At 49.5% G+C, this 15280-nt stretch carries 13 protein-coding genes; 10 read left to right on the top strand and 3 right to left on the bottom strand.

What is annotated here, in order from left to right; genetic code table 11:
• Positions 1 to 64: 64 nt before the first annotated feature.
• Positions 65 to 913 carry an AraC family transcriptional regulator gene (locus GRF59_RS06545; protein ID WP_160496805.1) on the bottom strand — a complete coding sequence of 283 codons (849 nt, stop codon included), beginning with the start codon at positions 911 to 913 and terminating at the stop codon, positions 65 to 67.
• 231 nt (positions 914 to 1144) lie between these two features.
• Here GRF59_RS06545 and GRF59_RS06540 point away from each other — a divergent pair, with 231 nt between their 5' ends.
• The 7 genes from GRF59_RS06540 to GRF59_RS06510 all read left to right on the top strand — a co-directional run bounded on the left by GRF59_RS06540 (position 1145) and on the right by GRF59_RS06510 (position 10892).
• Positions 1145 to 1663: a GNAT family N-acetyltransferase gene (locus GRF59_RS06540; protein WP_160496804.1), complete on the top strand. Its 519-nt coding sequence runs from the start codon at positions 1145 to 1147 to the stop codon at positions 1661 to 1663.
• A 61-nt stretch (positions 1664 to 1724) separates the two neighbouring features.
• Positions 1725 to 2045 carry a hypothetical protein gene (locus GRF59_RS06535; RefSeq protein WP_160496803.1) on the top strand — a complete coding sequence of 107 codons (321 nt, stop codon included), beginning with the start codon at positions 1725 to 1727 and terminating at the stop codon, positions 2043 to 2045.
• Between the two features lie 325 nt (positions 2046 to 2370).
• Positions 2371 to 4815: a glycosyl hydrolase family 18 protein gene (locus GRF59_RS06530; protein WP_160496802.1), complete on the top strand. Its 2445-nt coding sequence runs from the start codon at positions 2371 to 2373 to the stop codon at positions 4813 to 4815.
• Positions 4816 to 4891: 76 nt separating this feature from the next.
• Positions 4892 to 8086: a glycosyl hydrolase family 18 protein gene (locus GRF59_RS06525; protein ID WP_202128501.1), complete on the top strand. Its 3195-nt coding sequence runs from the start codon at positions 4892 to 4894 to the stop codon at positions 8084 to 8086.
• A 266-nt stretch (positions 8087 to 8352) separates the two neighbouring features.
• Positions 8353 to 9075, top strand: coding sequence for a threonine/serine exporter family protein (locus tag GRF59_RS06520; protein WP_160498160.1), 723 nt, complete (start codon positions 8353 to 8355; stop codon positions 9073 to 9075).
• Between the two features lie 16 nt (positions 9076 to 9091).
• Positions 9092 to 9532, top strand: a complete 441-nt coding sequence (locus tag GRF59_RS06515) for a threonine/serine exporter family protein (protein ID WP_160496801.1) — start codon at positions 9092 to 9094, stop codon at positions 9530 to 9532.
• A 193-nt stretch (positions 9533 to 9725) separates the two neighbouring features.
• The gene (locus GRF59_RS06510) at positions 9726 to 10892 is read left to right on the top strand and encodes a glycerate kinase family protein (RefSeq protein ID WP_160496800.1); all 1167 of its coding nucleotides are present in this window, start codon (positions 9726 to 9728) and stop codon (positions 10890 to 10892) included.
• Between the two features lie 112 nt (positions 10893 to 11004).
• On the opposite strand, the gene GRF59_RS06505 is transcribed toward GRF59_RS06510, so the two are convergent.
• Both GRF59_RS06505 and pepT read right to left on the bottom strand, forming a co-directional pair.
• Positions 11005 to 11841: a class I SAM-dependent methyltransferase gene (locus GRF59_RS06505; protein WP_160496799.1), complete on the bottom strand. Its 837-nt coding sequence runs from the start codon at positions 11839 to 11841 to the stop codon at positions 11005 to 11007.
• Positions 11838 to 13073, bottom strand: coding sequence for a peptidase T (pepT, locus tag GRF59_RS06500; protein ID WP_160496798.1), 1236 nt, complete (start codon positions 13071 to 13073; stop codon positions 11838 to 11840). Before pepT ends, GRF59_RS06505 begins: the two co-directional genes overlap by 4 nt.
• Positions 13074 to 13299: 226 nt before the next feature.
• On the opposite strand from pepT, the gene GRF59_RS06495 reads away from it, so the two are divergent.
• The 3 genes from GRF59_RS06495 to GRF59_RS06485 all read left to right on the top strand — a co-directional run bounded on the left by GRF59_RS06495 (position 13300) and on the right by GRF59_RS06485 (position 15198).
• On the top strand, positions 13300 to 13632 hold the full coding sequence (locus GRF59_RS06495) for a hypothetical protein (RefSeq protein WP_160496797.1): 333 nt from the start codon (positions 13300 to 13302) through the stop codon (positions 13630 to 13632).
• 96 nt (positions 13633 to 13728) lie between these two features.
• Positions 13729 to 14469 (top strand): MerR family transcriptional regulator, encoded by a 741-nt coding sequence (locus GRF59_RS06490; protein WP_160496796.1) that lies wholly within the window; start codon positions 13729 to 13731, stop codon positions 14467 to 14469.
• 99 nt (positions 14470 to 14568) lie between these two features.
• Complete coding sequence (locus GRF59_RS06485; protein WP_160496795.1) at positions 14569 to 15198, top strand: pyridoxamine 5'-phosphate oxidase family protein; 630 nt, start codon at positions 14569 to 14571, stop codon at positions 15196 to 15198.
• The last annotated feature ends 82 nt before the right edge of the window (positions 15199 to 15280 follow it).

The following is a 15280-nucleotide window of genomic DNA, read 5'->3' as shown; positions in this document are numbered from 1 at the left end:
AGAGCAGAGCGGTTCCCACCATCATACAGCGCTTACATTTTGGCTTGGAATATGCCATGCTAACTTACATTGTTGTAAAACTAACGTCGTACATGCCCTGTCTGTATTCGGTGGGGGACAGCCCGTTTCTTTTCTTGAAGGCTTGCGAGAAGTAGGATACATCCTTGAAGCCGCTCTGATAGGCGATCTCGGTCACACTCAAATCGGTGGAACCGAGGAGTTGCTGCGCCTGTTCCAGCCTGCGTTCGTGGATATATCGCATGGGTGTCATACCCAAATGCTTCTTGAACATTCGGATAAAATAATTCGGGTGAAAGTGGGCGTATTCGGATAAATCCTGAATGCTAATCTCCTCCGTCAAATGGCTGTCGATAAAATGAATCGTTTCCAGCAAATTGCGCGGTGAAGCTGCTGCAGCTTCAGTTTTGCTGTTCAGTTCAGCATGATCGATGAAATATGCGATGATGGACAGCAGGGCCGATTGAATTTTGATGGAAGTTGCAGGACCGGACTCGGACGAGCTTTCGGCGAGCCGCTGAAAATAGTATTGAAGTTCAGTGGAGCGGCCTGCTTCAACAACTTTCGGGATACCGAAGAGCTGAAAAAGCCTCGTAAAATCAAGGTTGGATTTGAAATGGCACCAGTACTTGGTAAATGGGGTGCCGTCAGTGACGGAATAGGATTGCAGCGTTCCACCCGGAATAAAGACGAGCTCTCCCGGTTTAGGCCACAGCTGCTCGCTGCCGACCTGAATCCAGCCTTCGCCCTCTGAAATATAGTACAGTTTGTCATAGCAGGGAATAAAATGGTGCCTGCGCCACTGCGGACTGCAAATGGAACGTTTGGCCAAAAGCAGTTGTACACGCAAGATCGATAGTTGATTATTTATAAAATGCCTGTTGTCATGATCCATCTCCCATTCTCCTTTGCTGTCTTATGCTCTGGATATCGTTGTAAGGTTCCGGCCACCTCCGGTAGATTAGTTTCTTTTTTTCATTTATTCGTTCCAAGCAACCCAAAACCTGCCGGTCTGTCGAAAGATATTGAATAGATAACTCTTGATTTTCCTTACGGCGATCACTATAGTCGAACATAATACGCTTATCGAGAGTTTATCATTTGGCAGTGAGGGGAGAGGAAAGCCTTGGTTCAATGGATCGTTAGAGCGGCAGAGAATAAGGACATACATCGTTTGGCCAAAGTTCACGTGGACAGCTGGCTGACGACATACCGGGGAATCGTGCCCGATTCATATCTTGACAACATGAAGCTTGCGTCTCGGATCGAGCTATGGACCCGGGTGTTGGATCCTTCCAATGAAACGACAACCTTCGTGCTGGAAAATCCGGCGGGCGAGGTGGCAGGATTCATTAACGGAGGGCTTTGCCGGGATCAGGAGCTGGATATCGAGGCAGAGGTGTACTCGTTATATCTGCTCCAAGAAGCCCAGGGAAAAGGTCATGGCCGCACTTTGATGCAGCGGATGATCGAGTGTTTTCTCCAGCAAGGGTACGGATCCATGCTCGTTTGGGTGCTCGAAGAGAATCCGGCTCTGCATTTTTACGAAAAAATGGGCGGGCAGTTTTTGATGCGGGATGACATTCAGATCGGCGGCGAGTCGCTGCAGGAAATCTGTTTGGAATGGAGAAGCTTGGGGAGGTAATAACCCGGATGCAATCGCGCGCAAGAAAATCATCCTAAGGGATAGAGAGCGGTGATGGGCAATGGATATCGGTAATCTGGTTTTGGGAGTAATCGTAAGCTTGATTTATTTCCTCCTTGGTTTGGCGATGAGATTAAGACCTGTCCATGAGCGGGAGGAAACGAGAAGCTCCAAGTCCTTGGGAAACAAGCAGCAATGGTTCGAAGGAGACGGCTATAGCGCAAAGTTGATGATGTGGATTGGAACGATCCTGCTGGTGACGAGTGTGATATGTGGCTTTTGGATTCGAGAAGCAGCCGGATTTACTGTTATTCTGTTAGCTGCGGTCATCTTGGCGGTAGGGATGATTGTTCTGGTCGAGAGACGAAGAAGAAAAACTTGAAAAAATGAAGAATTTAAAACATTTACTAAAAAATGACAAATTAAAGCTTGAAGAAGTTAAAAAATCAGATTAGAATAAGGGACAAATAGTAAACGACATAGTTACAGGATGAAGAAGGGCAGCTTAATCGGCTGTCCTTTATACAAGTATTGTAATGTAAGCGCATTATATGTAAATTAATATTCTTCAATCCGCTTAAACTCATCCATGAAAGGAGGTGAATGACTTTAGTTTCGGCTTCAAGATTCAGCATTTCCCCGCTGTGCGCACAAATTTGGGAGAGGGCGCATAGAATCGGGAATTTGAACCGAAAGAAGGATGAGTGATGCGAAGAGGGCATCGAGCAAAGAGTACGCTAACCATTTTGTTCAGCGTACTACTAATACTTACCGGATGGGGATCCGGAGGGACGGGAGTCGGACAGGCCGAGGCTGCCGCCAATGCATCATACAAGGTTGTTGGTTATTTTACGGATTGGGGAATCTATGATCCGAATTTTCAGGTGGAAAACGTCGACGCATCGAAGTTGACGCACTTGAATTACGCATTTGCCGATTTATGCTGGAACGGAAAACACGGCAATCCTTCGAATGACCCTGGCAATCCCAACAAAGCAACCTGGAACTGTAAGGACGCAGGAGTGCCTACACAGACCGGGAATGTCCCCAATGGAGCGATTGTTTTGGGTGATCCTTGGGCGGATGTAAACAACAACGACGGCGTACCGCTTGAATGGGAAGATTGCGAAAAAGGGAAATGCGGAAATTTTTATAAACTGAAAGTTCTCAAACAGTCCAATCCGAATTTGAAGACACTTTTGTCGGTCGGGGGCTGGACATGGTCCAACCGTTTCTCCGATGTCGCTGCAGATCCTGCTGCCCGTACTAACTTTGCCAATTCCGCAGTCAACGTCATTCGGACGTATGGATTTGACGGCATCGATATTGACTGGGAATATCCGGTCGGCGGTGGTTTGCCTGACAACAGTACGCGCCCCGAGGATAAGCATAATTTCACGCTTCTTCTGCAGGAAACACGCGATAAACTGACAGCCGCGGGAACGCAGGATGGACGCAATTATCTTTTGACGATCGCAGGGCGGGCTAATTCTTCGTACGCCAATACCACCGAGCTTAGCGCGATAGCAGGCATTCTCGATTGGATCAATATTATGACTTATGATTTTCATGGAGATTGGGAACAAAGCACGAATCACAATGCCGGCCTCTATTCCGATCCAAGCGATCCTGATTCCGTCAATAAATTCAGCGCGGACTCCGCAATCCAAGCTTACATGAACGCCGGTGTTCCAGCCTCCAAGATCGTTATGGGCGTTCCTTTTTACGGGCGGGGATGGAAGAATTGCGCTCCAGGAGCGAACGGGGACGGGCTTTACCAGACTTGCACACCTGATTTTAATGGGAACTATATTCCTAGTGGAACTTGGGACAACTTCGAATCCGGGGCTACTGGAATGTTTGACTACGGGGATCTGGCGGCAAATTACGTGAACAAAAGCGGCTTCACCCGTTACTGGAGTCAGGCCAGCCAAGTACCTTACCTGTATAACCCAACGAGCAAGACGTTTATCAGTTATGAGGATCCACAGTCGGTGACAGCCAAAGCATCCTATATCAAAAACCGCTCTCTTGGCGGCGCGATGATCTGGGATTTAAGCGAAGACTGTCGAACTAGCCCCAAATATACCTGTACAGGTACGAAACTACTGAATCAACTCGCCTCAGATTTACAAGTAACGACTTCGCCATCCGATACATCTGCACCTACTACCCCAGCTCATTTGAACTCGCCATCGCAAACATCTACAACGATTACCCTCAATTGGGATGCTTCACAGGATAATGTCGGAGTAACAGGATATGACGTGTATCAAGGCCAGACATTATTGTCTCGCGTGACAGGTACCTCCTATACAGCTACGAATCTCACACCGCAAACATCTTACACTTTCACCGTAAAAGCGGCAGATGCAGCAGGTAATATTTCTGGAGCAAGTGATCCGCTAACGGTATCTACGCTTGCTCAGGCATCGGATACGCAAGCGCCGACCGCTCCGAAAAATGCTGCCTCATCCGCCGTAACCGCGTCGACAGTCACTTTAACCTGGACAGCATCTACGGATAATGTGGGCGTAACGGGTTATCAGGTATTTAATGGCAACACGAATATCGGGACAACATTAACACCCTCCTACACCGTGACAGGACTTACTCCGAACACATCGTATACGTTCAAGGTCAAAGCCTATGATGCTGTAGGCAATTTGTCTCCATTCAGTAATACCGTAACGGTGAAGACCTCGGCTGCGAATGATACGCAAGCCCCGACTGCTCCATCTAATTTGACTGTAACAGCTCACAGTAGTACTACAGTAACGCTGCAGTGGAGCCCTTCAACAGATAATGTTGCCGTTACTGGTTATGACATTTATCAGGGGAACACTCTTGTTGCATCGGCAGCAGCTTCCCAAACCAGCTATACGGTTAGCGGATTAACTGCGCAAACTGCATACACGTTCTCGCTCAAGGCCAAGGACGCCGCAGGCAACGTTTCTCAAGCAAGCAATTCGGTAAGCGTTACCACGGATGCCCAAGGGCCAGTAACAGCTCCCGCATGGGCTCCGAACACAGCCTACTCCGTAGGCACTGAGGTAACTTATGCCGGCGTGGTGTACAAATGCCAATTGGCACATACTTCCTTGACGGGCTGGGAACCGCCAAACGTACCCGCATTATGGGTGAAAAAATAATTTCAGGACAACGATTGACTTCATTCCAGTCAGAAGCAGCACCAATCTGATGTGAGAGAGAGGCGTCGCCATGTACATGAAAAAAGGATTTCACGGAGTAATTCTTGCCATGTTGTGCCTGCTGGTTGCATTGACTCCCTTTTTTCAAGGCTCTGCAAGCGCAGCTAGTACGGAGAACAACGTAAGTGCAGCAGCAGCAGTAGGCAGCAACTACAAAATGGTCGGTTATTTTCCCTCTTGGGGCATTTACGGCAGAAGCTATAATGTCTCGAACATGGATGTTTCCAAGGTAACGCATATCAATTATGCTTTTGCCGATATTTGTTGGGATGGCAAGCATGGTAATCCATCGACCGATCCCGGCAATCCGAACAAGCAAACATGGCCATGTACAACGACCGGAATTCCGCTGCAACAAGGAAATGTGCCTAACGGAAGCATAGTACTCGGTGATCCGGATGCCGATGCGCTCCGGCCAACGCCGGGTGGACCAACGACCGGATGCTGGGCAGATGCAGCTTGCGGAAATTTCGCAGCGCTGCGTAATCTGAAGGCTGCCAACCCACAGTTGAAGACGATTTTATCTGTTGGCGGATGGACTTGGTCCAACCGGTTCTCGGACACGGCGGCTTCGGATACGACTCGCAAAACTTTCGCCAAATCCGCGGTCGACGCACTGCGGGCATATGGATTTGACGGCGTGGATCTGGACTGGGAATATCCGAACGTGGAGGCGATTCCAGGAAACAGCTATCGTCCGGAGGATAAGCAAAACTATACGCTTCTGCTGCAGGAAATTCGCAACCAGCTGGATGCCGCAGGAACCCAGGACGGCAAACGCTATCTCCTCACGATCGCTTCCGGAGCGAGCCAAACCTTCGTGAACAACACGGAGCTCTCCAAGATCGCGCAGATCGTGGATTGGATCAACATCATGACGTATGACTTCCACGGCGGATCTTGGGAAGGAACGACAAGCCATAATACCGGATTATACGGAGATCCGAATGATCCGTATATTGATAAGAACTTCTTCGTAGACGGTGCGATTAAGGCTTACCAAAATGCCGGAGTCCCAATGAACAAAATAGTTCTTGGACTGGAATTCATGGGGAGAAGCTGGAAGAACTGTCCTCCGGGACCCAACAACGATGGCCAGTTCCAGACATGTACGCCGGATTCGGGATCTGTCTACAAGTGGTCCCCGGTCGGAACCTGGGATGATTCCAATTCAGGTAACACGGGTGTATTTGATTATGGCGACATTGCGGCGAATTATGTGAACAAGAACGGATATACAAGATATTGGAACAGCACTGCCAAAGTGCCTTATCTCTATAATCCGAATACAAAAATTTTCATTTCCTATGACGATACGGAGTCGCTCGGCTATAAGACCGATTATATTAAGAGCAAGTATTTAGGCGGGGCCATGTTCTGGGAATTCAGCTCCGACTGCCGTACGAGCCCGAAATTCAGCTGTACCGGTCCGAAACTTCTGGACAAAGTATATAACGATCTGAATACCGGTACGCCTCCGGTAGACAATTCTGCACCTACAGCACCAACGAACCTGGCATCCTCCAACATCGGGGACAAAAAGGTGACGCTGAGCTGGACAGCATCCACGGATAATGTAGGCGTAATGTATTACGATATTTATCAAGGCTCCAATCTGGTGAAAACCGTCGATGGAGCAACGACGACCGCACTTATAAAAGGACTCACGGGCAGCACGTCCTACACCTTTACCGTCAAGGCAAGAGATGCGGCGGGCAACACCTCGGCAGCAAGCAACCCATTGAACGTCACGACAGCACCGCCGATCGTAGACAATCAGCCGCCAACGGCTCCGTCCAATTTGGTCTCCACGGCCAAGACGAAAACAAGCGTTACCTTGCAATGGGGTGCCTCAACCGATAACGACGATATTGGCAATTATGATATCTACCAGAACGGCGCGCTTGTGAAATCGACGCCGGATTTGACAGCTACGATTTCCGGCCTGACGGCAGGAACGACTTACAGCTTCTATGTTAAAGCCAAAGATCTTTCGGGAAATGCGTCAGCCGCAAGCAACACGATCAGTGTCACGACGCCAACGGACCCGAACTATCCGGCATGGCAGGCCAACACAGCTTACGCGACAGGAGCTTATGTTACCTATAACGGCAATTTGTATAAGTGTATTTATGCCCATACTTCGCTGGTCGGATGGGAACCGTCTTCTTCTCCGACACTGTGGCAGCTTCAATCGGCTCCTCCACAGGATACACAGGCTCCAACTGCACCAACCAATCTTGCCGTCTCTTCTCAAACGGCCAACTCGGTAACGCTGAGCTGGACAGCATCGACAGATAATCTTGGAGTCACGGGATACGACGTATACCAAGGAAGCACGCTCGCTGGCAGCTCTACATCCACAACGTATACGGTAACAGGATTGTCTCCTGCAACTTCGTACACGTTTACTGTAAAAGCGAAGGATGCTGCCGGCAATGTATCAGCAGCCAGCAACGCGGCTACAGTGACACTTGGAGCCGCAGACACGGCACCGCCGACGGCTCCGGGCAATTTGGCTGCAACGGCTAAAACAGCCACATCGGCGACATTAGCATGGACAGCATCAACGGATAATGTAGGCGTAACAGGTTATGATGTATACAAGGGCACCACGCTAGCGGCTTCCGTGAACGGCACTACGTTAACTGCGGCCATTAGTGGGTTGACGCCGAGCACTGCCTATACATTTACGGTGAAGGCGAAGGATGCTGCCGGCAATGTATCTGCAGCCAGCAATGCGGTTACCGTAACCACGGATGCACCATCCACCGATACAACGCCGCCAACGGCGCCGGCCAATCTGGCGAGTTCAGCCAAAACCCAAACCAATGTCACTTTGACATGGGGAGCCTCAACGGATAATGTGGGCGTAACAGGCTATGACGTTTATCAGGGAACGACGCTTGCCGCATCGGTTAACGGAACGACATTGACAGCACAGATCAATAATCTGACGCCGAATACTCCATACACTTTTACAGTTGTAGCTAAGGACGCCGCAGGCAACGCCTCGGCAGCCAGCAATGCGGTGACGGTCACAACGGATTCATCCACGCCAGCTCCGGCAGCATGGGTGGCCGGCAAGGCTTACGTCAAGGACGACCTTGTTACCTACAATGGCAAGGTGTATAAATGCTTGCAGCCACATACGTCGCTTACGGGTTGGGAACCAACCAATGTTCCGGCTTTATGGGCTTTGCAACCATAGAATAAGCGAATAAGTTTTATAGGATATTTACTGTTTATCGATAAGTAATTGCGTCAAACAAACCGCTCCGGTGTTTATTCCTGGAGCGGTTTGTTTTAAATGATACCATGGATACATGCGACGCATCAGATGACAAGTGCCAGAAATGCTGATTTCCATGCTTTTATTTGAAAAAGACATTATACTGTAGATAAATCGACATCACTGCGGACAAGCGGCGAAAGGAGCAGGCTTTGGAAGATTCACTGCAAAAGGAAAAAGAAATCATGAAAGTTTGTCTGCTCGCAGGGCAGATCATGCTGCAAAGCGGGGCGGAAACCTACCGGGTGGAGGATACCATGATGCGTATAGCTTCGTCATACGGAGTTGATCATACGCACAGTTACATGACGCCTACGGGAATTATTTTTTCCCTGGAAGATCCGCAGCCGATGACACGTCTGAACCGGATTACGGAGCGGACGACCAATTTACATAAAATCGATCAGGTCAATAGCCTTTCCCGTCGCATCAGCGCGGGTGGATTGTCCATAGATGAGGCATATCGGGAGCTTGAGGCCATAGACCGTACCCATGCGATATACCCGCTATGGTTGAATGTGCTCATGGCTGCGGTAGCCAGCGGATGCTTCCTGATTATGTTTCGCGGCACATGGCCTGATTTTATCCCGGCCATGCTGGCCGGAGGGATCGGTTATTACTGCTCGGTGCTGCTGCATCGTCTGGTTCCGGTCAAATTTTTTGCCGAATTCTCGGGAGCGCTGATGATCGGGTTAAGCTCCGTTCTTTTCGTGAAATACGGGTTTGGACATGCGCGCGACATCATTATTATCAGCTCCGTCATGCCGCTGGTTCCCGGGCTGCTCATTACGAACGCGATTCGTGATCTGATGGCGGGCCATCTCGTTTCCGGTTTATCCAAGGGAGCAGAGGCTTTTATTACATCCTTTGCCATAGGCGCGGGAATTGCGTTTATGCTGTCGTTTTGAGTAGGGGGAGACTAATATGTATATTGAGCAAATCGTGACCAGCTTTATTGCTTCAGCAGCGTTTGGGATGATATTTAATGCCCCGAAAAAAGCGCTGGTCCAATGCGGCTTGGCGGGCATGGTCGGATGGGTCCTGTACATTTGGCTTCAGGATATCGGAGTCCAGAGGTTAACGGCTACCGTCGTGGCTGCCTACTGTGTTACGATGATCAGCTATATTTTTGCCAAAACATATCGTACGCCGATTATCGTGTTCAGCGTCTCAGGGATTATTCCGCTGGTTCCCGGCGGACTGGCCTATGATGCGATGCGCAACGCCGTGGAGAATCAGTATGACCAGGCCGTGCAGTCGGGTGCAGAAGCATTTATGATGTCGGGTGCGATTGCGCTGGGTCTGCTGCTCTCCGAGGTAACGAACCAAGTCATACGGAAGATACGGACGACCAACAGAATCTGAACTGCCCAGGCGTTCGGCTTTAAGCCGGACGCTTTTGTTCTATTGAAACTGTTGCGCCGTCATCAGCGGCATATGGGGGAGAGTCTCCGTGTAGAGACGAACATCAAGAAACGGAAGAAGCGGATTCCTTATGAAGGTATCTGGTTGGTTTTATTTTCTCAATAATAGAAGTAACCGACAGGAGGAGATATCAATGGATAAAGAGATGACGATCGTGCTCGCGCCGGATTCCTTTAAGGAAAGCATGACCGCCAAACAGGCCTGTGAAGCCATGGAACGTGGGATTCGCAAGGTAAATCCATCGGCCCGATGCATTCATGTTCCGATGGCTGATGGCGGAGAGGGAACCATGCAGTCCCTGGTGGATGTCACTGGAGGAACCATTTACTCTCTCCGAGTTCGGGGGCCAATGGGCAAGGAAGTAGAGGCATCCTATGGGATTACCGGAGACGGAAAGACGGCGGTCATGGAGATGGCGAGCGCGAGCGGCATTGGACTAGTGCCCGCGCCTCAACGAAATCCGATGATAGCGACAACCTATGGGACTGGGCAACTCATACGAGCGGCATTGGATCATGGCGTAGAAAAAATCTTGATCGGAATAGGCGGAAGTGCAACCAATGATGGGGGAGCGGGTGTATTCCAAGCATTGGGAGGAAAGCTGCTGAATGCCGCCGGGGAAGAACTGGGACCTGGTGGAGGCGAACTGGGGTGGCTGGCGACGATTGACATGAGCAGCTTGGATTCAAGGATTGAGGCGGTCCGGATAGAGGTTGCATGCGATGTCACCAATCCACTTTGCGGACCACAGGGTGCTTCCCACGTCTTTGGACCGCAAAAAGGAGCTACGCCGGAGATGGCAGCCGAGCTGGACGCCAATTTGCAGCATTATGCCGATGTGTTGAAGCAGCAGCTTCACAGGGATATTTCAAATGTGCCGGGAGCGGGTGCTGCCGGAGGGCTTGGTGCGGGACTAATGGTTTTTTTCAACGGGGTGCTGCAAAAAGGAATTGATCTGGTTATGGATTACGCGAAACTTGAGGAAAAGGTGAAACAGGCGGATCTCGTGTGGACAGGGGAAGGAAGCATCGATGATCAAACCCAATTCGGCAAGACGCCGCTCGGCGTGGCGAAGATGGCCCGAAAGCATCATAAGCCGGTTGTCGCATTTGCCGGCCGTATTGGCGAAGATGTTGATGCACTGTATGAACAGGGAATGGATGCGATTTTCGGTATTATGCAAGGGGCATATTCGCTGGAAGAAGCGCTGGCACAGGGCGAGAAAAACTTGGAGAGAGTCTCGGAAAATGTGATGCGTTTAATGATGGCGTTCTTGCTAAGGCAGCCGGATGTTCGGTGAAGTAAATAGATACTCAGTTCCCGGTGATTGGGAGGGAGTCGGTTTTTTATGGAGGGAATAAAATGGCGGGACAAGACATCGTATCTTGACCCGCCATTTATTGCATATACCTTTATTTAATCCCGATTCTCATTCTGTAACTGAACAGCACTTCAAGCGTACGATCCTGAAAATGCTCTATAACATGCGCCTTGAACTGTCGAATTTCTTCTTCAAGATCATTCATTCCGAGCTTCATTACGGTTTGGAGGCCGCCCTGGCTGAGTGCCAGACCGATATAACGGTCGGCATCGCACAGTTCCTGATTATGAAATACGATTTCCCGCGCATAACGGAATTTCCCGCTTTGTATAATGGATTGGAGATGTGACTCCTTGTTTCTTTTGATCGCCTGATCTTGCTGTTCTTGACGCTCTCTCAGCAGCATGTCGGCATGTCCGAGAAGCTCAACGTATGACTTCTCCGCCTGCCAGGAAGCGGTTGGAGGCCAATCGCAGTCGTATGCAGCGAACACGCCTCCAGGTTGCAAGACTCTGGCAGCTTCGGCCAATGTGCTGATCGGCTCCATCCAGTGGAAGGATTGCGAGCAGGTGATCAGATCTGCGGAGCCATCCTTGAAATCAAGCTGGTTGGAATAACCGCTGATGAAGCGGATGCTGCCTTTAGCATCATGATCAGGCTGTGAACGCAGCTTGGCCTCAGCCTTTCCGCGCATGTCGTCATTAGGCTCAATGCCGACGACCTCTTCAGCATGGTTCATCCAGATAAACGTGGATAATCCCGTACCGCAGCCAATATCCAACACCCGTCCAGGCTTGCGCCCGATGTAGCTGCTCAGAATATCAATAACCTGCCGAGGAGCACTTGGGCGGTATCGGTCGTAAGTGTCCTCGAATCCGGAGAAGCGTTCAATATTCCCGTGACGGTTGCCTGCCGGAATCCCGCTCATGCGCCGCGCTGCTCGAAGCGTTGCACAACTTCCACGATCACCTGAACCGCCTTGAGCATGTTATCGACCGATACATATTCGAATTTGCCGTGGTAATTCTCCCCGCCGGTAAAGATATTAGGGGTCGGGAGGCCCATATAAGAGAGCTGTGAACCGTCCGTTCCGCCGCGAATGGGTTTCACAATCGGTTTGATGTCCAGGCTTTCCATGGCAGCATACGCGATATCTACGATTTCTTTAACCGGTTCGATCTTTTCTTTCATATTGTAATACTGGTCGCGCATTTCGAGTGCGATTCGTTCTTCTCCGTGCTTGGCCTGCAGTTCTTTTACGATGCGCTTCATATTTTCTTTCTTATTTTCGAATTCGGCTTTATCAAAATCGCGGATGATATATTCCATGCGGGTGCGCTCCGTATCGCCGTTTTGGCTGAGCAAATGGTAGAAACCTTCGTAACCATCCGTATGCTCAGGGGCCTGTTCGACTGGCAGCATGCCGTTTAATTCCATTGCAATTTTGATGGAATTGACCATTTTATTCTTCGCCGTACCGGGATGAACGTTAGTACCGTTAATCGTGATGCTGGCTTTGGCCGCATTGAAGCTTTCATATTCCAGCTCGCCAAGCGGACCGCCGTCCATCGTATAAGCGAAAGTAGCGTCAAATGCTTTTACGTCAAATTTCTCGGGGCCTCTGCCGATTTCTTCGTCAGGGGTAAAGGCAACTCTGATTCTTCCATGTTTAATTTCCGGATGCGCGATAAGGTAAGCCATGGCGGTCATGATTTCGGCGATGCCGGCTTTATCATCCGCACCAAGCAGTGTGGTTCCGTCGGTCGTGATCAGCGTGTGTCCTTGATAGCCTGTTAGCTCCGGAAACTGCTTCGGGGACAGAACAACGTTCAGTCCGGAATTCAGGATGATATCTTTGCCGTCATAATTCTCAACGATTTGAGGATTAACGCCTGCTCCCGTAAAATCCGTCGCCGTATCCACGTGTGCAAGAAATCCGATCGTCGGCACATCGCGGTCCGTGTTGGATGGAAGTGTAGCCATGACATAACCGTTCTCATCCATGATTACATCCTGCATGCCGATGGCATTCAGCTCCTCGACCAGCTTCCGTGCAAGGGTCAACTGACCCGGCGTGGAAGGACATGACGGGCTGTCCTCGTTCGATTGCGTTTCAACCCTGGCATACGATATAAAGCGTTCCATGATTTCTTGTTTCAACTTCGTTCAGCTCCCTTATTTAAAGTGTCATTCATATGTAGATTGCGGTTTATTTCTATGATATCACGTACGGAACATAAAATCACAGAGAAGGTCTTGTATGCGCAGATCAGGGTAGAGAGAACGGGGGACTCGGGTAACATCAATAACTTACATGACGTTAAGATACATTTATCATTGTTTTTAGCATGAGCGAATGATCAAAATTTATAGGAGGCGTAATCATATGAATCGAAGAGGTGTAGGGGCTGTATTTCTTGCCACAGGTGCGTTTCTGTTTGCGATTAGGTATATTTTGGCTGCGTTACTCATTTCTTCTCAACAAGGATGGGATGCAGTGTATTATCATATGGTATTGAAAGAAGCAGGCACGCCTTTACTTACTTTAAGTGTGTTGTTTTTCATTGCCGGATTGGTTTATTTTATTCTGGGAGATTTTCCGAAGATGGTTCGTTGGCTGACGGATCAAGCCACCGAGAACAAGGCTGAAGAACAAGAGAGAAACAGGGAATGGGAAGCAAGCCTGAATCGCGTGTCCGAAAATGACGACAAGACGTGATGATTTTAGAAAATATCGATTCGAGAAAATGAAAATGCCTGTTGACTCTCACGTTACGTCATTCTCTATAGTGAAGGTGAAAGGAGGAGAGCATCCATGATGGTAAAGGAAGTCGCGGCACTTGCCGGGATCAGCGTGCGCACGCTTCATCACTATGATGAAATCGGCTTGCTGCATCCGAGCGGTACAACGGAAGCGGGTTACCGGGTTTATTCGGAAGAGGACCTGGAACGGCTTCAACAGATTTTATTCTTCAGGGAGCTGGATTTCCCTCTGAAGCAGATCCGGGAGATCATCAGCCGTCCGGATTTTGACCGGCGAGAAGCGATGGAGCTTCACCACAAGCTGCTGCAGGAAAAGCGCGTCCGGCTGGAGCGGATGATCGATACCTTGGAGAAGACGATGAAGCATGATAAAGGAGAGATCAGGATGACGAATCAGGAAAAATTTGCAGGCTTTGATTTTAGCAGCAATCCGTATGAGCAGGAAGCAAGGGAGCGCTGGGGCGACAAGACAGTAGACGAATCCAATGACAGATTCAATAAGCTGTCCAAGAAAGAACAAGGACAAATGGGCGAAGAAATGAACGCCATTTACCGGAGACTTGCAGCAATGTGTCATCAATCACCTGTTTCTGATGAAGCTCAACGAGCGATTGGTGAATGGTACCAGTTCCTGAACCGGATGGGGAAATATTCGCCTGAAGCTTTTAAAGGGCTTGGACAAATGTACGTTGATGATGAACGTTTTACCCGGAATATCGATCAATTTGGAGAAGGCTTGGCCGCGTTCATGCGTGACGCTATGGCTGAATATGCAGATCGTCACCAAAATTGATGCTTCGTGCAAAAGAACAGCCGCTTCCCTTTCCGGAGGGAGAATGCGGCTGTTTTTTTGCCATTAAACTTTTATAATAAGAGCGGAGGTGGATTCCATATGGGGAAATTTCAGGATATTCTGCAGTCAGAAGAGGAATTGGAACAGCTTGCAGGCAAACCGGGCGATTTGGCAAGGCATAAGGTAATTGCCAGCCTGGATGAACATTGCCGCGGGTTTATCGCCCAGTCACCGCTGGTTTTTATCTCAACAAGCGGAACAGGCGGAACATGCGACTGTTCGCCGCGGGGAGATTCGCCAGGCTTTGCTTACATACTGGATGATCAGCATCTCGTACTTCCGGAGCGTCCCGGCAATAGGCGGTATGATTCACTCCGGAATTTGCTAATCAATCCGCATATCGGGTTGATTTTTATCATTCCGGGATTGGAAGAAACGCTTCGAATCAACGGCAAGGGATACATTATCCGTGACCGGGATGTGATGGAGCACATGTCGGCCCAGGGGAAAGTGCCTTCTGCTGGCATTGGCGTTGAAGTGGAGGAGTGCTATATCCATTGCGCCAAAGCTTTTAAAAGATCCAAACTGTGGCAGCCGGATACCTGGCCTTCCAAGGAAACGTTGCCCGATCCAGCCTCCATGATTGCAGCACATGCAGGAAGGCTTCGTGTATCCAGGAGCGAGGTTCAGGCATCGCTCACGGAAAGCTATGAGAAGAGACTTTATTAATGATCAATCATCCTCTTGACAGTTATCTTTGATGATAACTGTCTCTTTTTTTGAGATTCGTTATTCATCCGGTTATTTATCA

This window comes from Paenibacillus dendrobii, from assembly GCF_009807035.1.
GTDB lineage: Bacteria > Bacillota > Bacilli > Paenibacillales > Paenibacillaceae > Paenibacillus_AQ > Paenibacillus_AQ dendrobii.
The sequence above is the reverse complement of the archived record's forward strand: the minus strand, read 5'-3'. Positions and strand labels throughout refer to the sequence as shown.

What these genes read in the sequence shown, in the direction of transcription:
- GRF59_RS06545 (WP_160496805.1), bottom strand. Translation starts at nt 913, where the DNA reads ATGGATCATGACAACAGGCATTTTATAAATAATCAACTATCGATCTTG.
- GRF59_RS06520 (WP_160498160.1), top strand. Translation starts at nt 8,353, where the DNA reads ATGAAAGTTTGTCTGCTCGCAGGGCAGATCATGCTGCAAAGCGGGGCG.
- GRF59_RS06535 (WP_160496803.1), top strand. Translation starts at nt 1,725, where the DNA reads ATGGATATCGGTAATCTGGTTTTGGGAGTAATCGTAAGCTTGATTTAT.
- GRF59_RS06530 (WP_160496802.1), top strand. Translation starts at nt 2,371, where the DNA reads ATGCGAAGAGGGCATCGAGCAAAGAGTACGCTAACCATTTTGTTCAGC.
- GRF59_RS06490 (WP_160496796.1), top strand. Translation starts at nt 13,729, where the DNA reads ATGATGGTAAAGGAAGTCGCGGCACTTGCCGGGATCAGCGTGCGCACG.
- GRF59_RS06485 (WP_160496795.1), top strand. Translation starts at nt 14,569, where the DNA reads ATGGGGAAATTTCAGGATATTCTGCAGTCAGAAGAGGAATTGGAACAG.
- GRF59_RS06505 (WP_160496799.1), bottom strand. Translation starts at nt 11,841, where the DNA reads ATGAGCGGGATTCCGGCAGGCAACCGTCACGGGAATATTGAACGCTTC.
- GRF59_RS06495 (WP_160496797.1), top strand. Translation starts at nt 13,300, where the DNA reads ATGAATCGAAGAGGTGTAGGGGCTGTATTTCTTGCCACAGGTGCGTTT.
- GRF59_RS06525 (WP_202128501.1), top strand. Translation starts at nt 4,892, where the DNA reads ATGAAAAAAGGATTTCACGGAGTAATTCTTGCCATGTTGTGCCTGCTG.
- GRF59_RS06515 (WP_160496801.1), top strand. Translation starts at nt 9,092, where the DNA reads ATGTATATTGAGCAAATCGTGACCAGCTTTATTGCTTCAGCAGCGTTT.
- GRF59_RS06510 (WP_160496800.1), top strand. Translation starts at nt 9,726, where the DNA reads ATGGATAAAGAGATGACGATCGTGCTCGCGCCGGATTCCTTTAAGGAA.